Consider the following 25,675-nt stretch of genomic DNA (forward strand, 5'->3'; position numbering starts at 1 on the left):
TTCTTCTTTTAAGATTAGTGTACTGCTAAATGAGTATGGGTTAGCCAATCCTCTAACAAACGATTAAACTCATCAGGATGTTCCATCATGGCAGCATGACCACATTTGTCAATCCAATATAAAGTTGAATTAGGTAATAATTTATTAAACTCCTCTGCAACATCTGGTGGTGTAACTTTGTCGTTTTTCCCCCAAATAATGCAAGTTTGAACATGCATTTTTGGTAAATCTTTTGCCATATTATGACGAATAGCACTTTTGGCAATGGTCAATGTTTTGATCAATTTTATTCTGTCATTTACGGATTCGTAAACTTCATCAATAAGTTCTTTGGTCGCTACTTTTGGATCATAAAACACGTCTTCCGCTTTTTTCTTGATGTATTCATAGTCGCCTCTTTTGGGATAGCTATCACCCATTGCGCTTTCGTAAAGCCCTGAGCTTCCTGTTATTACAAGTCCAGATACTTTTTCAGGATACATTTTAGTATGATATAAAGCGATGTGACCACCTAATGAATTTCCTAAAAGTATTACTCTTTCTAGTCCTTTGAATGTGATAAAATCCTTAACATATTTTGCAAAACTTTTTACATTCGTTTTTAATATATTCTGAGTGTATATAGGTAAATCTGGAATAATTATTTTATATCCTTTTGCAGAAAAGTAACTTGCAACAGCATCAAAGTTGCTAAGTCCTCCCATTAGTCCATGTAAAATGACAATTGGAGTTCCTTCGCCTGCTTCATAATAGCTGTACCTACCTTCTTTTTTATAGTGTTTTTCCATTTTTTTTGAATCCGGATTTTCAATTTTGACAAATATAGGATTTAATAAATAAAAATGAATTTTTACAACAATTTTTAATTGTAAAATTATAGAAGTTGATGTAAAGACACATGTCTTTTTTTTTACATTTTTCAATTCTGAATTTTAATTATTTTGCTTTTTATGCTAGCCTTTTAAACGGGAATTTCATTGTATTTAGGCTTCCTTTTTTTATAATATTACCTTTCTTACAAATAAAGTAAAAATTACCTAACGCCCTGATTGTCTAAAAATTAAGGGTTTTTATTCAAAAGTGGGTAAACTTATTAACAAAGTGGTATATAGTGGTAAAATGTGGTAATATTTTTTATATTTTTGCTCAACATCATTTAAACTTTTTACTTGGATACAATTATTGGAACATATGAGTGTAAAGTTGATGCCAAAGGAAGGTTGCTGTTACCGGCGCCTTTAAAAAAGCAATTGGCTTCTTCTCTTCAAAACGGTTTTGTTTTGAAGCGTTCCGTATTTCAACCTTGTTTGGAGTTATATCCTATGGAGGAGTGGAATTTGATGATGCAAAAAATTAATAAACTGAATCGATTTGTAAAGAAAAACAATGACTTTATCCGAAGGTTTACTGCAGGAGTAAAAGTGGTTGAGATAGATGCTTTAGGACGATTATTAGTGCCAAAAGATTTAGTGATTTTTGCAAGTATTGCTAAGGAAGTTGTGTTTTCATCGGCAGTGAACATTGTTGAGATTTGGGATAAAGATTTATACGAAAAATCAATAAATGGTGAAGATGTAGATTTTGCAGATTTGGCAGAAGAAGTAATGGGAAATATAAATGACGACGACAATGGAATATCATAATCCGGTTTTGCTTCAAGCATCAGTAGATGGTTTAAATATTAAGCCAGACGGCATTTATGTAGATGTAACTTTTGGTGGGGGAGGCCATTCAAAAGAAATTTTGAAAAGACTGGGGCCAAACGGAAAATTATTTGCTTTTGACCAAGATGAAGATGCTTTGGCAAACGCATTACCAGATGAAAGATTTACGCTTATCAATGAAAATTTCCGTTTTATAAAACGGTTTTTACGTTTTTATGGTGTGAAAAGTGTTGATGGAATTTTAGCGGATTTAGGCGTTTCTTCACATCAATTTGATGTTCCGGAAAGAGGTTTCTCTACTCGTTTTGATGCTGGCTTAGATATGAGAATGAGTCAAAAAAATGATTTGAATGCGTATCGTGTTGTCAATGAATATGATGAAGCGAATTTAAAAAGAGTGTTTTTGGATTATGGTGAATTGAAAAATGCAGCTGCTTTGGCAAGAACAATTATAGAAGCCAGAGAGGAGCAACCAATCAAAACTACAGATGAATTGAAAGCCGTTTTGGCGAGATATTTACCTGAAAGAGTTAGAAATAAAATATTGGCTCAAATCTACCAGGCCATCCGGATTGAAGTAAATCAGGAAATGGATGTTTTGAAAGAATTCTTGGAGCAATCCTTAGAGATATTAAATCCAGGCGGCAGATTAAGCGTGATTTCGTACCATTCTTTAGAAGATAGATTGGTGAAAAGATTTGTAAAAAATGGGATGTTCGAAGGAGAACCAGAACGTGATTTTTTCGGTAATTTTTCGGTTCCATTTAAAACAATTGGTAAATTAATTGTTCCGGATAATGCTGAAATAAGAGAGAATAATAGAGCAAGAAGTGCTAAATTAAGAATAGCTGAAAAGAGATAATTAGTTATGAAAAACGGAGTTTACAGCTTATTAAAAGCTAGATTTCTTATAGATGATGATGCTGTTAAAAACTGGCGATTCATTGTTTTTGTAATTATTTTGGCGATTGTTATGATTGCTAATACACAACGATTTGAGCAAAAAGTATTTATGATTGCCGATTTGACAAATCAAGTTAAAGAATTACGTTCTGAGTTTGTGGACAGACGTTCAGAATTAATGAAATTGAAAATGGAATCTACTGTTTCTGAAAAAATGATAGAAAAACAAATTTTTCCGTCAACAGTTCCTCCAGTTAAAATCAAAGTTAAAAAAGAAGAAGAAAAAAGCTTTTTCAAAAAAATATGGCAGTAGAAGATAAATACATATCGTACAGAATTTATCTGGTTGCATTCGCTATCTTTTTGATGGCCATTGCGATTGCTGTAAAATTGACAAATATTCAATGGGTCGAGGGTGATTATTATAGAAAATTAGCCAAAGAAAGAACCGTTAGGAATTTTGTGATTCCTGCTAATAAAGGCAATATTTATTCTGCTGACGGGAGTCTTTTAGCGACTTCTATTCCTAATTATGAAATTAGATTTGATGCTGTTGCTCCAAAAGCAGAAGCATTCGAAAAAAATGTTAAGTCATTGTCAGATTCACTGGCATTAGTCTTAGGAAAGCCATCCAGTTTTTTCCAAAACGAATTAAGAAAAGCCAGAGCAAACAAGAATAGATATTATTTGATTGCCCGTAATTTGAGTTATACACAGTATTTTAAAATTAAAGGTTTTCCATTATTTAAATTAGGTGCTTACAAAGGTGGAATTATAATCGAACAAGAAACCGTAAGGGAACATCCAATAGGGAAAATTGCCGAACGAACTGTTGGTTACGAAAGAACTTCTCATGGTGCATCACTCGATGGAAAAGGAATTGAATGGGCTTTTAGAAAATACCTGAACGGTAAAGACGGAAAGATTTTAAAACAAAAAATTGCAAAAGGACAATGGAAACCGATACGTGATATCAATGAAGTTGATCCGCAGGATGGTTATGATGTGATATCTACAATTGATGTTTACATTCAGGATATTGCGCATCATGCTTTGCTAAAACAGTTAGAATTGTATCAGGCAGACCACGGTTGTGTGGTGGTTATGGAAACAAGTACAGGTCATGTGAAAGCAATTTCGAATTTGGGAAGAGCTACTGACGGAACGTATTTTGAAACAACTAATTATGCTGTAGCCGAATCTCACGAGCCAGGTTCTACCTATAAATTAGCGGATTTAATGGCACTTCTTGAAGACAAAAAAGTAGATACTAGTGCGGTTTATGACAGCAATGGTGGGGTTGTTATTTACTCAGGAAGAAAAGTTCGGGATTCACACGAAGGCGGTTATGGAAAAATTTCTTTAGCAAGAGGTTTTGAACTTTCGTCGAATACTGTCATGGTTCAAGCCGTTTATAACAGTTATAAAAATGAACCTTCAAAATTTGTAAATCACCTCAATAATTTCGGATTAAACAGGCCTTTGGGACTTTCGATAAAAGGAGAAGGTCTTCCCTATGTTCCACAGCCAAGTGATAAACACTGGTCAAATATTTCTCTTCCATGGATGGCTTTTGGGTATGGAGTTTCTATTACACCAATGCAAACATTAGCTTTTTATAATGCTGTTGCTAATAATGGGGAAATGGTTAAACCTCAGTTTGTTTCCGAAATTAAAGAATGGAACAGAACAATTAAAAAATACGATAAAGAAGTTTTGAATCCTAAAATATGTTCACAAGAAACTATTTTAAAATTGAAAGCAATCTTATTGAATGTGGTTAAAAAAGGTACGGGTTCTAAGCTTTATTCTAAAGATTTCTCCATGGCGGGAAAAACAGGAACGGCCCAAGTGAATTATGCAAAAGATGGCGGTTCGGGTAAATATTATGCTTCTTCATTTGTTGGTTATTTTCCAGCAGATCATCCCAAATATTCCTGTATAGTTGTAGTACATAAACCAAGTACAGCGTTAAATAATTATTATGGTGCTGATGTGGCAGGTCCAGTTTTCAAACGTATTGCGCAAAAGATTTTTACCGATGCGCCTTCAACTAATGAGATTAAAAATTTAGATAGAAAAATACAAAAGCAAGACAGTAATTACGATTCGTATTTTGTCAAGTCACAAAAGAAAGAGCAATTAATTCCTAACGTGAAAGGAATGTCAGGAATGGATGCTGTAGCCTTATTAGAAAATTTAGGTATAAAAGTAAAAGCTATTGGAGTTGGAAAAGTGAAAAAACAATCGCTTCAGGCAGGACAAAATATAGTTAGAAACACAACAATCTTATTAGAATTATCGTGAAAATCTTAAAAGACATATTGTATAAAGTAGCTATCGAAGCCGTAAAAGGGTCGACGGATATTGCTATAAGCAAAATGGATTTCGATTCTAGAAAAATCGAGTCTAATGATGTGTTTATTGCTATTCGTGGTTCCATTTCAGATGGTCATGATTTTATAGAAAAAGCAATTCAGCAAGGAGCTGTAGCTGTTGTATGCGATACATTTCCAGAAAATATTGCAAAAGGGATTACCTATGTTCAGGTAAAAGATACCAATTCAGCTTTAGCATTTATGGCTGCAAATTATTTTGGAGATCCTTCTCAAAACTTGAAATTAGTTGGTATTACAGGAACAAACGGTAAAACTACTATTGCTTCTTTGTTGTATCAATTATTTAAAAAAGCAGGTTTTAAAGTTGGATTACTTTCTACAGTAAAAATTTTGGTTGACGATGTCGAATATAAAGCGACTCATACCACTCCGGATTCAATTACAATAAACCACTATTTAAAAGAAATGGTGGAGAGCGGTGTTGAATATTGTTTTATGGAAGTGAGTTCTCATGGAATTCATCAAAAAAGAACTGAAGCATTGCATTTTGTTGGCGGTATTTTCACCAATTTGTCTCACGACCATTTGGATTACCATCCAACATTTGCGGAATATAGAGATGTAAAAAAATCGTTTTTCGATAATTTACCCAAAACGGCATTTGCATTGTCCAATATTGATGATAAAAACGGACCAGTGATGTTGCAGAATACTGCAGCAAAAAAACTGACTTATGCTTTAAAAACCTATGCGGATTATAAAGCGCAAATTCTGGAAAATCAATTGTCAGGTTTGTTGTTGAAAATAAATGGAAATGAAGTTTGGGTAAAACTGATAGGAACATTTAATGCCTATAATTTATTGGCTATTTATGGAACTGCGGTTGAATTAGGAATGGAAAGTCTGGAAGTACTTCGATTATTATCCGATTTAGAAAGTGTTTCGGGACGTTTTCAATTTATTGTTTCGGCTTCAAATATTACAGCGATTGTGGATTATGCGCATACACCGGATGCATTAGAAAATGTGCTAAAAACAATCAATGACATTCGTACTAAAAACGAACAATTGATTACAGTTGTAGGTTGTGGTGGTAATAGAGATAAAGCCAAGCGCCCAATTATGGCTAGAATTGCATCTGATTTGAGCGACAAAGCAATTTTTACTTCGGATAATCCAAGAAATGAAGATCCCGAAGTTATTATTACTGAAATGGAACAAGGAGTTGCTCCTCAAAATTATAAAAAAACATTGACGATAACGGATAGAAAGCAGGCTATAAAAACGGCATGTCAATTGGCTCAGCCAAATGATATTATTTTAATTGCTGGGAAAGGGCATGAGACGTATCAGGAAATAAATGGCGTTCGTCATGATTTTGACGACATGAAAATAGTTAAAGAAATATTAGATCAACTGGGAAAATAAAAGTTTAACCGGTTAACTGTTTATTTGTTTAAGGGAATATCCAAATAACCAAATAAACAATTAACCAAATCAACGATTAACCAAATAAACAAAGATATGCTATATTATTTATTTGAATATTTAGACAAAACATTGGACGTTCCTGGGACAGGCGTTTTTCAGTACATTACTTTTAGATCTGCATTGGCATTAATGCTTTCGTTGCTGTTATCTACGATTTATGGAAAAAGAATAATCCGTTTTCTACAAAGACAACAAGTAGGGGAAACGGTTCGTGAACTTGGTTTGGCAGGTCAAAATGAAAAAGCAGGGACGCCAACTATGGGTGGTTTAATCATCATATTTGCCACTTTAGTTCCGGTTATGCTTTTTGCAAAACTGCATAATATTTATATCGTTTTATTGATTGTGACCACACTTTGGATGGGAATAATTGGTTTTATCGACGATTATATCAAAATTTTCAAAAAGGACAAAGAAGGACTAAAAGGAATATTCAAAGTTGTAGGGCAAGTAGGTTTGGGCTTAATAGTAGGGACTGTTCTTTATTTTAGTCCGGCAGTTACGGTGCGTACCGATACTTCTACATCAGATATTTTTAAAGTACCAACCGAGACAGTGATTTCGCCTGCGTCAGTTGAAGAAAAATCTACGGCAACTACGATTCCTTTCTTTAAAAATAATGAATTTGATTATGCCGAATTATTAGCTTGGACAGGTGAAGGATATGAAAAATGGGCTTGGTTGATTTTTATTCCAGTTGTTATTTTTATTATTACTGCAGTTTCCAATGGTGCTAATTTAACGGATGGTATTGATGGACTGGCTGCAGGAACTTCCGCTATTTCAGTCCTTGCATTGGGGATATTTACGTTCGTTTCGGGGAATATTATTTTCTCTAATTACTTGAATATAATGTATATCCCTAGTTCAGGGGAAATGACTGTTTTTATCGCTGCTTTTGTGGGATCATTGATTGGATTTCTTTGGTATAATTCCTATCCCGCATCTGTTTTTATGGGAGATACAGGAAGTTTGACTATCGGCGGAATTATTGCAGTTCTGGCAATTGCTGTTCGAAAAGAAATGTTGATTCCATTATTATGCGGAATTTTTCTTGTCGAAAATCTATCGGTTGTTTTACAGGTAAGCTATTTTAAATATACCAAAAAACGCTTTGGCGAAGGCCGAAGAATATTTCTGATGTCGCCTTTGCATCATCATTATCAGAAGAAGGGGTATCATGAAAGTAAGATTGTAACCCGTTTTTGGATTGTTGCCATAATGCTGGCCATATTGTCAATTGTCACTTTAAAATTAAGATAATATGAGGCTAGTAATTTTAGGTGGAGGAGAAAGCGGAGTAGGAACTGCTATCCTGGGTAAGAAAAAAGGATACGATGTTTTTGTGTCTGATTTTGGAAAGATAAAAGAGAATTATAAAGAAGTTCTTGTTATTAATGAAATTGCCTGGGAAGAAGAAAAGCACACGGAAGATTTGATTCTGAACGCTGATGTGGTGATGAAAAGTCCAGGAATTCCAGATAAATCTCCAGTAGTAAAAAAGCTTTTAGCTAAAGGAATTCCAGTGTTATCGGAAATTGAGTTTGCAGCTCCTTTTACAGATGCAACTATAATAGGAATCACCGGAAGCAATGGAAAGACTACCACTACGATGTTGACCTATCATTTGCTGAAATCAGCAGGGTTGAATGTAGGATTAGGAGGGAATATCGGGAAAAGTTTCGCTTGGCAAGTTGCTGAAAATAAATACGATTCTTATGTGCTTGAATTGAGCAGTTTTCAATTGGATGGGATTATAGATTTTAAGCCACATATTGCAATTATTACGAATATTAGTCCGGATCATTTAGATCGTTACGATTACAAATATGAAAATTATATTGATTCAAAGTTTAGAATTACAATGAATCAAAGCGAGGAAGATTACCTCATTTATGATGCAGATGATGAAGCCATTGCAGAATGGTTTAAAACACACACAACAAAAGCCAAATTAATTCCTTTTTCATTGACAAAAACTTTCAGCGAAGGAGCTTATATAAAAAACAACAAAATGGAAATTTCAATCAATCAAGAAGAGTTTACAATGGACACAGAGCATATTGCCTTAGAAGGAAAACATAACATGAAAAACGCAATGGCAGCAACTTCTGTAGCGAAATTGATGCAAATAAGAAAGGCTACAATACGTGAAAGTTTATCTAATTTTCAAGGAGTAGAACATCGTCTTGAAAAAGTATTGAAAATCCAAAATGTACAATATATCAATGATTCAAAAGCAACCAATGTAAACGCTACTTTTTTTGCACTAGACAGCATGAATACTCCTACGGTTTGGATTGTGGGTGGAGTTGATAAAGGAAATGATTACAACGAATTGATGTCATTAGTTCGTGAAAAGGTAAAAGCTATTATTTGCCTTGGTGTGGACAACAAGAAAATAATTGATGTTTTTGGTAATGTGGTTGACATGATGATTGAAGTTGACAATATGAATGATGCTGTGAGAATGGCGCAACGATTATCAGAAAAAGGAGATACGGTATTACTGTCACCGGCTTGTGCTAGTTTTGATTTATTTGAAAACTATGAAGATAGGGGAAATCAATTTAAGCAAGCGGTTAAGAATTTATAAAAATGTTTAATGTTTAAAGTTTAAGGTTGAGAAGCGTTAAACTTTAAGCACAAAAACTTTAAACAAAAAAGAAATGAAACAACTAGTTAACAGTTTAAAAGGAGATAAAGGTATTTGGTCATTTGTGGCCTTATTAGCCTTGTTTTCGTTTATGCCTGTTTTTAGTGCGAGTAGTAATTTGGCTTATATTGGCCAAGGGAACGGAAATACATTGGGCTATCTGGTAAAACATTTGGCGCATATTTGCATAGGTTTCGCCATTATTTATTGGGTGCATAAAGTGCCGTATCATTATTTTCGGGCTATTTCTAAAGTTGGATTGCCTGTTGTTTGGATATTATTGGGTTATACATTAATCAAAGGAACTGTTATCGCTGGTGCCAATGCGAGTCGCTGGATTCAAGTTCCATTTATCGGAATAACCTTCCAGACATCAACGTTGGCATCCATAGTGTTGTTTATATTCGTGGCGCGCTATTTGTCAAAAACAAGAGAAGAACCAATTGAATTTAAGGCTTCTTTATGGGAGCTTTGGTTACCAGTATTTTTTACATTAATACTAATCTTACCTGCTAATTTTTCTACTACTGCCTTGATTTTCTGTATGATATTGATGCTGACTTTTATTGGTAAGTACCCATTAAAATATATTGGAATTATTATTGGTTCTGGGATTTTATTTCTCGCTTTTTTTGTGCTTCTTTCAAAAGCTTTTCCAGATTCCAGATTTTTTAGTAGGGTAAATACTTGGGAAAGCAGAATTGAAAATTTTAGCACGGATAAACCGGATGAAGATGATTATCAAATAGAGAAAGCTAAAATTGCTATTGCATCTGGTAAGATTTACGGATTGGGTCCGGGTAAAAGTGTTCAAAAGAATTTTTTACCACAATCTTCTTCCGATTTTATTTACGCCATTATTGTAGAAGAATATGGCCTTTTAGGAGGCTTGGGAGTTCTTGCGTTATATTTATTATTGTTATTTCGATTTGTCATTGCTTCACATAAAGCCAATACATTGTTTGGGAAATTAGTGGTTATAGGATTAGGTTTTCCCATGATATTTCAGGCAATGATTAATATGGCGGTTGCAGTAGAATTATTACCAGTTACAGGACAAACATTGCCATTAATAAGTAGCGGAGGAAGTTCCATCTGGATGACCTGTTTCGCACTTGGAATTATCATCAGTGTAACTAAAAAAGAGGAAGAAATCGCCCAAGAATTAAAGGATGCTGCCAAAAGAGAAGAAGCACTGCAAAAATTAATCGATAGAGAATTAGGAGAGGAAGATCTAATAGAAGAAAATTATTCTATTGAAGATAAAGCTACGAATCCAATGCATGCAGTTTTAAATAAGTAATTCGATTTTCAGAGAAAAAGTAAATTATAAAAACTTAGGAACTCAGTAACTTCATAAAAATGAAACAGTATAAATTCATATTAAGCGGTGGCGGAACAGGCGGACATATTTATCCGGCAATTGCAATTGCCAATGAATTAAAATCTCGTTTTCCTGATGCCGAAATTCTTTTTGTAGGTGCCAATAATAAAATGGAAATGCAAAAAGTACCTCAAGCAGGTTACAAAATCAAAGGACTTTGGATTGCAGGATTACAACGAAGACTGACATTTGATAATGCGCTTTTTCCAATTAAATTACTTTCAAGTTTATTAAAATCCAGAACTATACTAAAAGAGTTCAAACCGGATGTTGTTATTGGAACCGGAGGTTTTGCAAGTGGGCCTTTATTGCAGGCAGCTGGGTTTGCTGGTATTCCAACAGTAATTCAGGAACAAAATTCCTATCCTGGAATCACCAATAAATTATTGAGTAAAAAAGCAAGCAAAATTTGTGTTGCTTACGAAAATCTGGAACGATTTTTTCCAAAAGAGAAGATGATTTTGACTGGGAATCCAGTGCGCCAGGATTTAATTGATATCGAAAGTAAAAGAGCGGAAGCTATTCAATATTTTAATCTAGATTCTAAAAAGAAAACATTGTTAATTCTTGGAGGAAGTCTGGGAGCAAGAAGAGTCAACCAATTAATCGAAAAAGAATTGGAAAATATTCTTTCTCAAAATGTTCAGGTGATTTGGCAATGCGGAAAACTGTATTTAGAAGATTATAAAAAATATAACAAAGAAAATGTTCAGGTAGTCGCTTTTATCGAAAGAATGGATTTAGTCTATGCTGCTGCGGATGTTATTATTTCACGAGCAGGTGCGTCATCAGTTTCGGAATTGTGTATTGTTGGGAAACCAGTGATTTTTATTCCTTCACCAAATGTAGCTGAAGATCATCAAACTAAAAATGCGAAAGCTATTGTTGATAAAAAAGGAGCCTTAATGCTCAAAGAATCGGAGCTAGATTCCCAATTTGGTCTTGTTTTTGAAGCCTTGTTGAAAGATCAGGGAAAACAAAACCAGTTGAGTGAAAATATTAAACAATTGGCTATGCCAGAAGCAACAAAACAAATTGTTGATGAAATTGCGAAGTTGATTAAATAGAAAGAAAAAAGATAATAGTGCAAAGACTTAAAATAATATGAACTTAAATCAAATACATAACGTCTATTTTATAGGAATTGGAGGCATCGGGATGAGTAATCTGGCTCGTTATTTCAAGAATTTGGGAAAACAAGTCTCAGGTTATGATAAAACACCTTCAGCTCTTACCAATGAATTAATGGAAAGCGGAATTTCAATTCATTTTGAAGACAGTATCGATTTAATTCCTACAGATTTTTATGTAGAAAATACTTTGGTGATTATTACGCCAGCAGTTCCAAAAGCGCATTCAGAATGGAATTACTTCTTGGAAAGAGATTTTCAAGTCAAAAAAAGAGCAGAGGTTTTAGGGATAATCACAAAGGATACTTTTTGTTTTGCAGTAGCGGGAACACATGGCAAAACTACTACTTCAGGTATTTTAGGTCATATTTTGCATGAAAGTGGAGCTGATGTTACTGCTTTTATTGGTGGAATCGTAGAAAATTACAATTCGAATTTAATAGGAAACGGAAAAACGGTAACTGTTGTTGAAGCAGATGAATTTGATCGTTCGTTTTTGCATTTACATCCTAATATAGCATGTATTACATCAATGGATGCGGACCATTTGGATATTTATGGAACCAGTGAAGCAATTGAGGAATCTTTTATTGAATTTGCTTCTAAAGTTGAAGATAAGAGCAATCTTTTTATAACGAAAGAATTGCCTTTAGAAGGCATTACTTGTGCTGTAAACGAAGACGCTGTTTTTAAGGCTTTTAATGTTAGGATAGGAAATGGCAGTTATGTTTTTGACGTACAAACGCCTACGGAGATAATCAAAGATTTGTATTTTGGATTACCTGGAAAACACAATTTGATGAATGCATTAATGGCTATTGCAATGGCAAATATATTCGGCACCCCAACCGATGCCATTGCAAGTGCCATTAAATCATTTAAAGGGATAAAAAGAAGATTCTCGTACCAAATTAAAACGGATAAGTTAGTTTATATTGATGATTATGCGCATCATCCAACAGAAATAAATGCAGTACATCAGGCGGTTAGAGAATTGTATCCAGACCAAAAAGTATTGGCAATTTTTCAACCGCATTTATTCAGCAGAACGAGAGATTTTGCTGATGATTTTGCCAAAAGCTTATCTGCTTTTAATGATGTTGTTTTGCTAGATATTTATCCGGCTCGCGAATTGCCAATGGAAGGCATAAATTCACAATGGTTGATGGATAAAATGACCAATAATCATAAAAAAATTGTTTCTAAAAGCGATTTAATACCAACAATTTTAGCTAGCGATGCTACCGTTATCGTAACTATTGGAGCAGGGGATATTGGAGAATTAGTACCATCTATTAAAAAAGCAATAAATGAAACTCTTTAATTGGACAAATATTCGATTATTACTGATGTTTGTGTTGGTGATTTTTCTTTTTTCATTTACATCAAATCGAAATAAAAATAGAAAACTGACTAAATCCGTGATTGTTTTTGTTGGAGATAATGCGCCTTTTGTTAAACAGGAAACGGTTAATAAATTGTTAATAGAAAATAATAGAGATGCATCAGGCATTCAAAAAGTTAATTTAGATTTGAATAAACTGGAAAGAACTCTAGATGCACAAGAAATGATTGAAAAATCAGATGTATTTGTGAGTATTGATGGTGTGTTAAAAGCAGTAGTAAAACAAAAAACTCCCATAGCTAGAGTTTTTGACGGGGGTGGTTCTTTTTATATTGATTACGAAGGGAATAGAATGCCATTGTCAACTAATTTCACAGCGAGAGTTCCACTTGTATCCGGGGGGATAAACAAAAAAAATAACGAAGATTTAGCCGATTTATTTCGTGCAATCTATGACGATGCGTTTTTGAAAAAAAACATCATTGGAATTGAAATTATGCCGAATGGTAGCTTAAAAATGCTCAATAGAAATTTCGATTATCAAATTGATTTTGGTAGAATGATAAATGTGGAGCGAAAATTTAAGAATTACAAAGCTTTTTTTCAAAAAGCGGTTTTAGATAGTTCGTTGTATAAATATAAAAAGATTGATCTCCGATTTACGGAACAAGTAGTTTGCACTAAATAATAGATAATGGAAAAAGAGAATATTGCAGTAGGTCTAGATATTGGGACAACTAAAATAGTTGCTATGATAGGCAAGAAGAATGAATATGGGAAACTGGAAATTTTAGGTGTAGGAAAATCTAAAAGTTTAGGCGTGGCCAGAGGCGTTGTAAATAACATCACTCAAACCATACAATCAATACAGCAAGCGATACAAGAAGCCGAAAATAATTCAGGCTATAAAATAAAAGATGTAGTGGTGGGAATTGCGGGTCAACACATCCGTAGTATCCAGCATACAGATTACATCAGCAGAAACAATCCCGAAGAAGTAATTGGAGGGTATGACATTCAGCTTTTGATTGATCAAGTAAATAAATTGGCAATGTTACCCGGTGAAGAAATAATACATGTTTTGCCACAAGAATTTAAAATTGACGGGCAGTCTGAAATTAAGGAACCTATAGGGATGTATGGCGGAAGATTAGAGTCTAGTTTTCATGTTGTAGTAGGGCAAGCTTCATCGATTCGTAATGTAGGAAGATGCATTCAAAGTTCAGGAATTGAATTGTCAGGTTTGACATTGGAGCCGTTGGCTTCAGCAGATGCGGTTTTGAGTCAGGAAGAAAAAGAAGCGGGAGTTGCACTTATTGATATAGGTGGTGGAACAACTGATTTAGCCATTTTCAAAGATGGGATTATTCGTCATACGGCTGTAATTCCTTTTGGAGGAAATGTAATCACAGACGATATTAAAGAAGGATGTTCTATAATTGAGAAGCAAGCTGAGTTATTGAAAGTTAAATTTGGATCTGCTTGGCCGGGGGAAAATAAAGACAACGAGATTGTTTCTATTCCGGGATTGAGAGGCAGAGAGCCAAAAGAAATTTCATTAAAGAATCTTTCTAAAATTATTCATGCTCGTGTTGTTGAAATTATTGACCAAGTTTTTACGGAAGTGAAAGCATACGGACACGAAGATCCCCGTAAAAAACTAATCGCAGGTATAGTGCTTACTGGTGGTGGTGCTCAATTGAAACACATCAAACAGCTAGTAGAGTATATTACAGGAATGGATACAAGGATAGGATATCCAAATGAGCATTTGGCTGGAAATTCAGATGAGGAGATTTCAAGTCCTTTGTATGCTACTGCTGTAGGATTAGTAATGAACAGCATTGAAAATAATACTCAAAGTGCAGTAAGAATGGATGCAATTGAACAACCAAAAGCACCAGTGTACAGACAGCCTATAGTTCAAGTGCCAGTCAATGAGGTTTCTGAAGAGGAAGTTGAGGAAGAGGCACGAAATACGAATGAAAAACAGAATTCGACAGTGAACAGAATTCAGAGAAATTTCTTTGACCGTTATGTGGATAAGATTAAGGATTTCTTAGATAATGCAGAATAAGGGCAGTGCCCAAAAAACACAATAAATAATAAATATCAAAAACCAAATAAAATGATGAGCAACTCAGAATTTGGAAGTATTTCATTTGATTTACCAAAGAACCAATCAAATGTAATAAAAGTTATTGGTGTAGGTGGAGGCGGAAGTAACGCCATAAATCACATGTTTAAACAAGGGATCAAAGGCGTAGATTTTATCGTATGTAATACAGATTCTCAAGCCTTACAGAGTAGTTCTGTGCCTAACAAAATACAGTTAGGTGTACATTTAACGGAGGGACTTGGCGCTGGAGCAAATCCTGATGTAGGACAACAATCCGCTATTGAAAGTATTTCCGAAATTGAAAAAATGTTGGATCGCAATACTAAAATGGTGTTCATCACTGCCGGAATGGGTGGTGGAACAGGAACTGGAGCTGCACCAGTAATCGCGCAATTGGCTAAAGAAAGAGATATTCTTACTGTAGGAATTGTGACATTACCTTTCTTATTTGAGGGGAAAGTGCGTCAGGAACAAGCATTAATTGGTATAGAAAAGTTACGTAAACAAGTCGATTCTTTAATTGTTATCAATAATAACAAATTAAGAGAAGTGTATGGAAATCTTGGTTTCAAAGCCGGGTTTTCAAAAGCAGACGAAGTTTTGGCAACAGCCTCAAGAGGAATTGCGGAAGTAATCACACATCACTATACTCAAAATATCGATTTAAGAGATGCCAAAACAGTATTGTTTAATAGCGGTACGGCTATTATGGGATCTTCTGTTTCTTCAGGTGAGAATAGAGCTAAGGAAGCAATTATCGCTGCTTTAGATTCTCCTTTGTTAAATGATAATAAAATCACTGGTGCCAAAAACGTATTGTTGCTTATCGTTTCTGGAACTAATGAAATTACTATTGACGAAATTGGAGAAATCAATGATCATATTCAAGTTGAAGCAGGTCATAATGCTAATATTATAATGGGGGTTGGTGAAGACGAATCGCTTGGAGATGCTATTGCAGTGACTATAATCGCTACAGGTTTTGATATTGAACAACAAAATGAAATCGTAAATACAGAGCCAAAAAAAATCATTCACACATTAGAAGATGAGCAGAGAAGTGTTCATAATCTAAGTAATAAAATGGTAACTGGATTCGATTTAAATACAGAATCTCCAGTTTCTAATTCAAATGAAAGAATTGTTTTTGATTTGTTAGAAGATACTGTAGTTGCGCCTGAACCAGTGGTGATAATACCAACACCAGCGCCAACAATCAATAAAGAAGAGTTGATAGTTATGTCTGAATTTATTAAAAATTTAGATGTTACTTTCGAAATCGTTTCTCCTATTACTGATATTGATTTCACAATCACATCTACAGTAGCCGAAGTTAAAGAAGTAAAAGCGGTACAGCCAAAAGTTATTGAAAGACAAGAACAAACTACTTTTTCTTTTGATTTGCCACTTTTCAAAACAGAACCAGTAGCACAAGTGGAAGAAAATAAAGTTTTGTTTGAACTGACAAATGAAACTCGTGATATTAAAGTAAATGAAGCAGTTCAATTTGTTCCGGTAACGGAATTGACTGACAACGGAATTATCAAGTATTCTCTTGAAGAATATATGGAGCCAGAGAATGATTTCATGGCTAAGCCAGTTGCTAAAACGCCAGAAGTTGTCATTCCGGCAGAGTTGAACATTACCATGAAACAAGTGAATACACCAGTAAATACGCCTGTTGACTTTGATGCTATTTCTCCTATGGAAATGACCATCGAAGAATCATTGCGAATGAGAGCTGATGAAAGAAGAAAAAAATTAAAAGAATTCAACTATAAGTTTCATAACAATGTTTCTAAAATTGATGAGTATGAAAAAGAACCGGCTTACAAAAGATTAGGAATAGACATTTCAAACAACCAAACTAATAATACAAATTCGAGAATTTCTGTTGGAACAGACAGCAACAACGATCTACAGTTGCGTTCTAACAACTCGTATTTGCATGACAATGTAGATTAACTAACTCAAACCAAAATGAAACAGCCCGAAAATTCAATTTAATTTTCGGGTTATTTTTTTGTGTAGTGAGAAGAAAGCAATCTATTGTTAATTCCAGTAAATTTCTTTAAATTTGTCGGGCCTTAATCCAGCTGTCGTTTCAAGCTTTTTCTCGAAAATGTTTTTTTCTAAGTCCTTAAAAGAGCTTCTAAAGTCGCTTTTTAAGTCCTATAAAAAATACATTTTCTCTTAAAAAGGCTTTTCACTACCCTCTGGGGCATTAAAAAGCAGTCGTTTTCATAATTAGCATTTCAACAATCGATTAAACAAATAATCGATTAACCAAATTAACAATAAAGAATATGAGTTTATCAGTACAAATCATGGACGAAATGAAAACCGCCATGAGAGCCAAAGATACAGTTGCATTAGAAGCTTTAAGAGCTATAAAATCTGAAATCCTATTAGCTCAGACAGCATCAGGATCAAAAGAAGAAATAACGGAAGATGACGAGGTTAAATTGCTTCAAAGATTAGTAAAAACCCGTAAGGAAAGTGCTAGAATTTTTACAGAGCAAAACCGTTTGGATTTGGCTGAACCAGAATTAGCTCAAATTGCAGTAATCGAAAAATTCTTACCGGCACAATTGAGTGAAGCAGAAGTAGAAACAGTGATTGCAAAAATCATCGCCGAAACTGGAGCTGCAGGTATTGCTTCAATGGGAAAAGTTATGGGATTGGCTGCTGCACAATTAGGAGGAACTGCCGAAGGAAAAACCATTTCTACACTAGTTAAAAAATTATTGACATAAAAGTAAATAGTGTTAATTAACGAGTTTTAAACTCGTTAATTAACACTCTAAAATCATAATGACTGCGTAGTTCAACTGGATAGAATATCAGATTTCGACTCTGAGGGTTGCAGGTTCGAACCCTGCCGTGGTCACTTTAAAAACTACCATAATTACTATTAATTGTGGTTTTTTTATGTCTTTTTTTTACCGGTCACTGATTTTTACAATCACTGAACTGACTATTTGATAAAAACTCGGAGGCTCTTTGTATCTGGCGTTACGATCCCTTTTAGTATTTTTGTTTTGAGAACGGTTCTCGATACGATTTTGTAAAAATGTAGTTGATGTTTCTCTCTAACGTCTCTTCGAGTGTTTTGACTTGAAGGGGTGCGTTTGAAAGTATTAATTTGTTATGTCAAAACGTATCGTGGAGTATTGGAAGCAAAATGGTTCTCTATACAATGTATAAAAATGCTGTCGCTATTTTATACAATCACTCGAACTGACGTGATAGTGTCTCAAGGAGGTTTTGGTTTACAACGGTTCTCTCTGCAATTTTAAAGCTATTTGTGTCGTTTACAGAGACATTATCTTAGCTTTTAAAACCACTCTATTTGACTGAAACTGCAGTTTTGAGATGGTTCTCGATACAATTTTTGAAGCTATTTGTGTTGTTTAATTAGGAATATTATTTTAGCTTTAAAGATCACTCGAACTGACGCACATCGTTAGTCTTGAGACAGTTCTCTGTCGATGGATTGTTAATTATTGCTGTTATTTGTAAAGGAATAGTATATTCGTTGAAAAAAACTCTTATTAACAATAGGTTTTGCCTCAAATACTGTTAGTTAGAGTAGCGAAGCGTATCCGGAATTTTCGTTCTTTGCTATGGTCTTGATTCTTTGTATTTAATTAAATAGAAGATAATACCCAATGAAAATACGATACGATGCTCTTTTTTAAGGCATACCAAGTAAATTATTTATATTTGCCTTATTACTATACCATTTCGGAGGTCGGTAAGAGAGATTCTCTCGACTGCGTTGAGAATACAAAACCAAAACTAGGATTTTAGCATAAACCCATGAGTCAGACCGAACATACAAATACCACTTGGCTGTTTGAAATAACGCCTAAAAATAAATTCTTCTCCCTTAATCTTAAGGAAGTCTGGCAATACCGTGATTTGCTGATGCTTTTCGTGAAGAGAGACGTGGTGACTGTTTACAAGCAAACGGTCTTGGGGCCACTTTGGTATTTGATACAGCCTTTGTTTACCTCGATTACCTTTACCATTATTTTTAATAACGTAGCGGGAATTGATACCGGAACGGTACCGCCTTTTTTGTTTAATTTGGCAGGAATTACGGTTTGGAATTACTTCACAGCCTGTCTTACGGGAACATCGAATACTTTTGGCAGTAATGCAGGAATTTTTGGGAAGGTGTATTTTCCAAGGATTATTGTGCCGCTGTCCATTGTAATTTCTAATTTGATTAAATTTGGTATTCAGTTTTTTATATTCATTTGTTTTTATGCCTATTACTATTTTCAGGGTGCATCCATAGGGATAAATGGAGCAACCTTATTTTTTCCATTGCTAATTGTAATGATGGGGGTTTTAGGATTGGGATTGGGGATGTTTATCTCGTCATTAGTAACCAAATACCGAGATTTTAGTAATTTGATTGGCTTTGGCGTGCAGCTGTTGATGTATTTGTCTGCCGTGATGTATCCTATGGCTTTGATTGCAGCAAAATTACCTACTTATGGATGGCTCGTTCAATACAATCCATTGGCGTATGTGATAGAAACGACTCGTTATATGTTGCTAAATGTAGGACACATTTCCGTTTGGGGATTGGGTTATACGTTTGTGGTAACCGTAGTGGTGTTTTTAGTGGGGGTTTTGATTTTTAATAAGACGGAAAAGAGTTTTATAGATACGGTTTAGATTCTAGATTGCAGATTTCAGATAATGAGAATTTGAAAGATTTAGAATAATTGCAATGGCAAAATGAGTTCGATGTCAAATGGGAATGTCGCAAAGGCAATATCAAAAACAAATTCAATAGCAAATTTAAAAAGGAACAATTATTCGATTAATTGAATAAACAATTGATCGAATAACCGATTAAACCAATAAACAATTAACCTCCATTGAAAGACATTATATTAAAAGCCGAAAATATCTCTAAGCAATACCGACTTGGTCAAGTAGGTACTGGGACTTTGTCGCATGATTTGAATCGCTGGTGGCATCAGGTGCGAGGTAAGGAAAATCCGTATTTGAAAATTGGGGATACTAATGATCGCAGTACCAAAGGCGAAAGTGATTATGTTTGGGCATTGCAAGACATTAATTTTGAAGTAGAGCGTGGCGAAATTTTAGGTATTATAGGAAAGAATGGGGCGGGGAAATCTACCTTATTAAAGATATTGTCCAGGGTTACGGCACCTACCACAGGAAGTATTAAGTTTGGTGGTCGTGTGGCTTCTTTACTGGAAGTGGGAACCGGATTTAATGGAGAAATGACGGGCAGGGAAAATATTTACCTGAATGGTGCTATATTGGGAATGACCAAAAAAGAAATAGCCTCTAAGATTGATGAAATTATTGATTTCTCCGGCTGTGAGCGTTATATTGATACGCCTGTAAAGCGTTACAGCAGTGGGATGTATGTTCGACTGGCTTTTGCTGTAGCTGCTTTTCTAGAACCGGATATTTTGATTGTTGATGAGGTTTTGGCTGTGGGTGATGCTGAATTCCAGAAGAAAGCCATTGGTAAGATGCAGGATATTTCGCAAAATGGAGGAAGGACGATTTTGTTTGTAAGTCATGATTTAAGTGCAATAAGTACTCTTACTAATAAAACAATTATCCTGTCGAATGGTAAAATAGCTGCTTTTGAAGAAACCAATAAAGCAATTACAATCTATTCCTCCATGCAAAATTCCGGAAATATTTTTACACAAGAATCATTATTAGATAAGCCAACTGTAACTAAAGTTGAAATTTTAACTTCTGAAGGAGGAACTTTGCAAGGGAGTAATAAATCTTTTACTATTGACTTTGAAGTAACAATGCCTGATAAGGAGGTAGAAAATATGGCATTATCTTTTCAGATTTTGAATCATTTACAGGTTCCAATCTTGTATGATTATATTTTTGATATTCACACTGAAATTTGTAGGTCAAAAGGATTAAATCATTTTTCTTTTACGTATCCTAAATTAGCACTATACAAAGGGAACTATAGTATCATTGTTCATTTAGCAGAAACAAAAACAAAAACAAAATTTCAAGAATTTAATTGTTGTTCATTTGAGGTAGACATGATAGGGATTAAAGAACCAGAATGGGGTTGGCAGAAAAATGTTTGTCAATATATTAATATTGGAAAATGGATTGCCCTTTAATAAAAATAATCTAAAATCATTAGTTTCTTTAAATTAGATTAGCCTTGATAAAATAAAAAAAATATAAAAGATGACACCCGTAGATTATAATGATAATTTTCATAAAGTGCACTTTCAAAACTCGATAGATTCTGCGAATGAGATTGTGCCTCTGTTTTTGTCCTATTTTAAACCTAAAACTGTTTTAGATATTGGCTGTGGACTTGGAACGTGGTTATCTATATTTGAGCAAAATCAATGTGAAGTTTTCGGAATAGATGGCGATTATGTAAAACCAAAAGATTTAGTTATTGACCAAAATAAATTTAAAGCTTATGATTTAAATACTTCTTACAATTTAGAAAAGAAATTTGATTTAGCAATCTCACTTGAAGTTGCAGAACATATTTTTCCTGAAAATGCTAAAATTTTTATTGATTCTATGTGTTTGCATAGCGATATAATATTGTTCTCGGCAGCAGTTCCTGGTCAAGAAGGTACAATGCATTATAACGAACAATATAATGAGTATTGGATTGATCTTTTTTCTCAAAATGGTTATCAGTGTGTTGATTTTTTAAGACACAAAATTTGGAATAATCATAAAATTAGTTGGTGGTACAGACAAAATATTTTGATATTTATAAAAAAAACAGAAATTGATAATTCTAAATTTGATTTAATAACTAGTGAGAAAATGAATAATTTTAATTCATACGTTCATCCTGATTTATTAGAATACAAATGTCAAAAAGCTGATAGATTAGAAAAAATATTAAATAATCCGTTAGAGATTTTTAAATATTATCTAAGAGATAAAAAATTATATTAAATGGAAAGAGCAGAAAATCTTGCAAGACTTGAGGATGTTGAGGAAATAAATATTTCTAATACAAATTATCTCGTGTATCTGTCATTCCATCGTGATTTATATAAGGCAATTGAAACTTATGCTACAGGTAAATTATTAGATATTGGCTGTGGCAATAAGCCCTATGAATCATGGACTAAAGGGAGAGTCTCGGAATACATAGGATGTGATATAATACAATCGAGTTCTAATAAAGTAGATGTTTTGTGTGAAGCAAATAATATATCTCTTGAAAGTACTAGTTTCCATACTGTTTTATCGACTCAAGTTATAGAACATGTAGAAGATCATCATGGCTTAGTAAATGAAGCTTACCGATTGTTAAAAAAAGATGGGTATTTCATTTTATCTGGTCCGATGTACTGGAATTTACATGAAGAGCCCTATGATTTTTTTAGATTTACAAAACACGGGTTTAGATATATTTTAGAAAAAGCAGGCTTTGAAGTATGTGAAATTGTTTCTAATGGAGGTGCATGGGCAACTCTTGGACAAGTCATAAATCATACTTTTGAATTTAGAAATCCGAATGCCCATAAGGTAGCTAGAGGAATCAAATATTTATTTCGTAAACTGAGATTACAGATCTTGGTTAATAGAGTGTTTAGTTATTTAGATGCGAAAGATTTAAATGCCATAAACACAATGAATTATGTTGTTGTAGCAAGAAAAAAATAATAAATGAAACCAATTTTATCAATAATTATTCCTTGTTTTAATTCTGAAGCTACTTTGGATACTACGTTGGAATCTGTATTGAATCAAAAATATCAAAATTGGGAAGCCATAATTGTAAACGATGGGTCAACAGATGGGACCGAGGAAATTGCTTTGCATTGGATTAATAAAGACGATAGATTTAAATACTTTACAAAGCAGAATGAAGGTTTGGGTAAAACTCGAAATTTTGCAATCAACAAATCGTGTGGAATTTTTATACTACCGCTTGATTCCGATAATCAAGTTGAAGAGAGTTTTGTTCAAGATGCTATTTCTATTTTTGAGGCTGATTCTAATATTGGAGTTGTGTACGGTCACGCGCAATATTTTGGTAAAAAGAATGGTTTTTGGGAAGTAGATGATTATAAATTGGAGAAAATGTTGGTTCATAATTATATTGATGCCTGTGCAATTTACAAAAAGAAATTTTGGGAAGAAGTAGGAGGCTATGATGAAAACATGCCTTATCAAGGTCATGAAGACTGGGAGTTTTGGATAGCTTTAGGAAATTTAAACATTGTGTTTTATCACTTAAATAAAATTGCTTTTAAATATTTTGTTTCGAAAGGCACTATGAGTCAGTTATTTACTAATGAAATTATTGTGCAAAACCAAGACTATATTGTTAAAAAATATAGCAAGCAATATCATGAGCAATATACTAAAGCTTTTTTTAGGAATTTAGATATAGATAAATTAAAGAGTGAATCGGTTTTAGTTAAAACGAGTAAAGATTTATTATTTATAATTTTGTTTAGGATAAAAAAACGTTTATGGAACAAATAACTCCTTTAGTTTCTATAATAGTTCCCAATTATAATCACTACAACTATTTAAAAGAACGTTTAGAAAGTATTTTCAATCAGACGTATTCTAATTTTGAATTAATTTTATTGGATGATTGCAGTACTGACAAAAGTCAAGGAATCCTTTTAGAGTATGCTGAGAATCCAAAAGTAAGTCATTGTATTTTTAATGAAACAAATTCTGGAAATACATTTATTCAATGGAATAAAGGATTGGTTTTGGCAAAAGGGGATTATATTTGGATTGCGGAATCAGATGATTTTTGTGAACTAAATTTTCTAGAGGAATTGATTCAGCCATTAATTAAAGATGATGAAATAGTATTGTCGTACTGTCAATCAAAGAGGGTAGATGAATTTAGTATCCATACAGGAGATTGGTTAAACCATACGGCTAGTCTTGACAAAACATTCTTTTTGAAAAATTTTATTTTAAATGGAAATGATTTTATTGAACGTTTCTTGATTTATAGAAATGTCATTCCTAATGCCAGTGGTGTTGTATTCAGGAAGAAAAACGCTGTATATTTAGGAGAGTTAGAAACAGATTCTTTTTTAAGATATTGCGGTGATTGGTTGTTTTACGTGAAACTAATTACAAACAATAAAGTAGCGTTTATAAGCGCCTCTTTAAATTCTTATCGATATCATTCTAAAAGTGTCATTACGATGGCTCACAAAAGCGGAAAATTTGCATCCTATAATGGAGTTGATATTAATGTCAGGAAAAAAATGAAAGCTTTTTTATTGGGTAAAAAAATGAATAATTTGTTAACTATTTTAAAAATTAATAAGCAAATTAGTAATGACTTAAAATATGAAAGAGCATTTCATTTTGTTAGAAATCAAGAAAAAATCAAAGGATTTTTACTCTTAATTTCAATATTTAGAACGTTTATTAGAAAATATAAATTTAAAAAAAATATTGAGTTACGAATTAATAAAATGTTCTCTAAAAACACCATTTAAGTTTTTATAATGATGAAAAAAATTATATTCATATCAAATAATGCCACTAGAACAGGAGCACCTTATGTTTTATTATTGTTTCTAAAATGGTTGAAAAAAGAAAATAAAAATATTGAAATTGATATTCTCTTCTTAGAAGGAGGTGATTTATTATATGATTTTAAGCAAGTGGCCAATGTAAGTTACAACTATAGTGACATTTTAATTAAGAAATCTTTTGGAAACAGGCTGTATTCCTATTTGTTAAGAAAAATAAATAAAAATAACACAAGAAAAAATCGTTATATAAAAAGAATCGCTATTAAGCAATATGATATCATTTATGCGAATACCATTGCCTCAGTTTCATTTGCTACACTTTTAAAAAAGCAGTCTATTAATCAACCAAAATTGATTGCTCATATTCATGAGTTGAATACAACAATCAGAGAATATTTGCCTAATTTTAATGAATACATTCCTCATATAGATTCTTTTATATCTGTATCTGTACTGGTAATGCAGCATTTAAATTCAGACTGGCATATTGATCCAATAAAGAACCATCTTGTTTATGCTTTTTCTGATAAGGAAGCACATAAGGATGAAAGTCTTAAAAAGGTTTTTCAAGTGGGTGCATCGGGGATGGTGAGTTCGAGAAAAGGAGATGATTTATTTATACAAGTTGCTAATTATATAAAAATACGATATCCTGAAATTAAAATTAAATTTACTTGGGTGGGACAAATTTACAACAGGCAAAGAAACCTTATTGAAGCTGATATAGAGAAAGCAAACTTAAAAGAGACCGTTTTCTTTGTTGGAGAACAAAGCGAGCCAGAAAACTATTTTAAAAAATTTGATATTTTTTTATTGACCTCAAGGGAAGACCCTTTTCCATTGGTTTGTGTAGAAGTAGGCAAAATGGGGATTCCTATTATTTGTTTTGAAGAAGCGACAGGTATAGCAGAAGTATTAGTTGATGGAGGTGGCTTTATAGTTCCTTATCTTGATATTGTAGCAATGGCGGAAAAACTCGTTTTGTATTATAAAGACACTTCATTGAGAAACAAAGATGGATATTTAAATAAAGTGAATTTTTCTAAGTTTACTGCTGATAATATGGGAAAAAAAATATTTAATTGTATAGAAAGTGTTTGAT

General features: G+C 33.4%; 22 protein-coding genes and 1 tRNA gene. 22 read left to right on the top strand and 1 reads right to left on the bottom strand.

The annotated features are described in order from the left end of the window. Positions 1 to 14: 14 nt before the first annotated feature. Positions 15 to 788 carry an alpha/beta fold hydrolase gene (locus ACNQGG_RS02980; protein ID WP_417961381.1) on the bottom strand — a complete coding sequence of 258 codons (774 nt, stop codon included), beginning with the start codon at positions 786 to 788 and terminating at the stop codon, positions 15 to 17. Positions 789 to 1,169: 381 nt separating this feature from the next. Between ACNQGG_RS02980 and mraZ the strand changes: the two genes are divergently transcribed. From mraZ to ACNQGG_RS03090, 22 genes are all read left to right on the top strand, one after another. Beyond that, positions 1,170 to 1,643 (top strand): division/cell wall cluster transcriptional repressor MraZ, encoded by a 474-nt coding sequence (gene mraZ, locus ACNQGG_RS02985; RefSeq protein WP_035670146.1) that lies wholly within the window; start codon positions 1,170 to 1,172, stop codon positions 1,641 to 1,643. Beyond that, complete coding sequence (gene rsmH / locus ACNQGG_RS02990; protein WP_417961384.1) at positions 1,618 to 2,526, top strand: 16S rRNA (cytosine(1402)-N(4))-methyltransferase RsmH; 909 nt, start codon at positions 1,618 to 1,620, stop codon at positions 2,524 to 2,526. The genes mraZ and rsmH overlap by 26 nt, the downstream gene beginning before the upstream one ends. A 6-nt stretch (positions 2,527 to 2,532) precedes the next feature. After that, positions 2,533 to 2,880: an FtsL-like putative cell division protein gene (locus ACNQGG_RS02995; protein ID WP_416857050.1), complete on the top strand. Its 348-nt coding sequence runs from the start codon at positions 2,533 to 2,535 to the stop codon at positions 2,878 to 2,880. Then, complete coding sequence (locus tag ACNQGG_RS03000; protein ID WP_417961386.1) at positions 2,871 to 4,874, top strand: penicillin-binding protein; 2,004 nt, start codon at positions 2,871 to 2,873, stop codon at positions 4,872 to 4,874. Before ACNQGG_RS02995 ends, ACNQGG_RS03000 begins: the two co-directional genes overlap by 10 nt. After that, positions 4,871 to 6,334: a UDP-N-acetylmuramoyl-L-alanyl-D-glutamate--2,6-diaminopimelate ligase gene (locus ACNQGG_RS03005; protein WP_417961388.1), complete on the top strand. Its 1,464-nt coding sequence runs from the start codon at positions 4,871 to 4,873 to the stop codon at positions 6,332 to 6,334. The genes ACNQGG_RS03000 and ACNQGG_RS03005 overlap by 4 nt, the downstream gene beginning before the upstream one ends. 96 nt (positions 6,335 to 6,430) lie before the next feature. Further along, complete coding sequence (gene mraY / locus ACNQGG_RS03010; protein ID WP_417961390.1) at positions 6,431 to 7,660, top strand: phospho-N-acetylmuramoyl-pentapeptide-transferase; 1,230 nt, start codon at positions 6,431 to 6,433, stop codon at positions 7,658 to 7,660. Between the two features lies 1 nt (position 7,661). Next, on the top strand, positions 7,662 to 8,993 hold the full coding sequence (gene murD / locus ACNQGG_RS03015; protein ID WP_417961392.1) for a UDP-N-acetylmuramoyl-L-alanine--D-glutamate ligase: 1,332 nt from the start codon (positions 7,662 to 7,664) through the stop codon (positions 8,991 to 8,993). Between the two features lie 73 nt (positions 8,994 to 9,066). Then, the gene (locus ACNQGG_RS03020; RefSeq protein WP_416857045.1) at positions 9,067 to 10,356 is read left to right on the top strand and encodes an FtsW/RodA/SpoVE family cell cycle protein; all 1,290 of its coding nucleotides are present in this window, start codon (positions 9,067 to 9,069) and stop codon (positions 10,354 to 10,356) included. A gap of 59 nt (positions 10,357 to 10,415) precedes the next feature. Then, entirely contained in the window at positions 10,416 to 11,504 is a 1,089-nt protein-coding gene (gene murG, locus ACNQGG_RS03025; protein ID WP_417961394.1) for an undecaprenyldiphospho-muramoylpentapeptide beta-N-acetylglucosaminyltransferase, read from the top strand. A gap of 37 nt (positions 11,505 to 11,541) precedes the next feature. Beyond that, positions 11,542 to 12,891: a UDP-N-acetylmuramate--L-alanine ligase gene (gene murC / locus ACNQGG_RS03030; RefSeq protein ID WP_417961396.1), complete on the top strand. Its 1,350-nt coding sequence runs from the start codon at positions 11,542 to 11,544 to the stop codon at positions 12,889 to 12,891. Next, the gene (locus ACNQGG_RS03035; protein WP_417961398.1) at positions 12,878 to 13,600 is read left to right on the top strand and encodes a cell division protein FtsQ/DivIB; all 723 of its coding nucleotides are present in this window, start codon (positions 12,878 to 12,880) and stop codon (positions 13,598 to 13,600) included. The genes murC and ACNQGG_RS03035 overlap by 14 nt, the downstream gene beginning before the upstream one ends. A gap of 6 nt (positions 13,601 to 13,606) precedes the next feature. After that, a complete protein-coding gene (ftsA, locus tag ACNQGG_RS03040; protein WP_417961400.1) occupies positions 13,607 to 14,989 on the top strand; it encodes a cell division protein FtsA in 1,383 nt (460 codons plus the stop codon). Between the two features lie 51 nt (positions 14,990 to 15,040). After that, complete coding sequence (gene ftsZ / locus ACNQGG_RS03045; protein WP_417961402.1) at positions 15,041 to 16,996, top strand: cell division protein FtsZ; 1,956 nt, start codon at positions 15,041 to 15,043, stop codon at positions 16,994 to 16,996. 341 nt (positions 16,997 to 17,337) lie between these two features. After that, positions 17,338 to 17,787, top strand: a complete 450-nt coding sequence (locus tag ACNQGG_RS03050) for a GatB/YqeY domain-containing protein (protein WP_417961405.1) — start codon at positions 17,338 to 17,340, stop codon at positions 17,785 to 17,787. A gap of 60 nt (positions 17,788 to 17,847) precedes the next feature. Next, positions 17,848 to 17,921, top strand: a tRNA-Arg gene (locus ACNQGG_RS03055). 932 nt (positions 17,922 to 18,853) lie between these two features. Next, positions 18,854 to 19,723 (top strand): ABC transporter permease, encoded by an 870-nt coding sequence (locus ACNQGG_RS03060; protein ID WP_417961407.1) that lies wholly within the window; start codon positions 18,854 to 18,856, stop codon positions 19,721 to 19,723. Between the two features lie 206 nt (positions 19,724 to 19,929). Next, the gene (locus ACNQGG_RS03065) at positions 19,930 to 21,189 is read left to right on the top strand and encodes an ABC transporter ATP-binding protein (RefSeq protein WP_417961409.1); all 1,260 of its coding nucleotides are present in this window, start codon (positions 19,930 to 19,932) and stop codon (positions 21,187 to 21,189) included. Between the two features lie 70 nt (positions 21,190 to 21,259). Then, entirely contained in the window at positions 21,260 to 22,000 is a 741-nt protein-coding gene (locus ACNQGG_RS03070) for a class I SAM-dependent methyltransferase (protein WP_121341015.1), read from the top strand. Next, complete coding sequence (locus ACNQGG_RS03075) at positions 22,001 to 22,717, top strand: class I SAM-dependent methyltransferase (RefSeq protein WP_417961412.1); 717 nt, start codon at positions 22,001 to 22,003, stop codon at positions 22,715 to 22,717. A gap of 3 nt (positions 22,718 to 22,720) precedes the next feature. Next, positions 22,721 to 23,545, top strand: a complete 825-nt coding sequence (locus ACNQGG_RS03080) for a glycosyltransferase family 2 protein (protein WP_417961414.1) — start codon at positions 22,721 to 22,723, stop codon at positions 23,543 to 23,545. Further along, positions 23,533 to 24,534, top strand: coding sequence for a glycosyltransferase family 2 protein (locus ACNQGG_RS03085; RefSeq protein ID WP_417961416.1), 1,002 nt, complete (start codon positions 23,533 to 23,535; stop codon positions 24,532 to 24,534). The genes ACNQGG_RS03080 and ACNQGG_RS03085 overlap by 13 nt, the downstream gene beginning before the upstream one ends. A 90-nt stretch (positions 24,535 to 24,624) precedes the next feature. Next, positions 24,625 to 25,674: a glycosyltransferase family 4 protein gene (locus ACNQGG_RS03090; protein WP_417961418.1), complete on the top strand. Its 1,050-nt coding sequence runs from the start codon at positions 24,625 to 24,627 to the stop codon at positions 25,672 to 25,674. Position 25,675 lies beyond the last annotated feature (1 nt).

The organism is Flavobacterium esculini (genome assembly GCF_048284325.1).
Taxonomy (GTDB): domain Bacteria; phylum Bacteroidota; class Bacteroidia; order Flavobacteriales; family Flavobacteriaceae; genus Flavobacterium.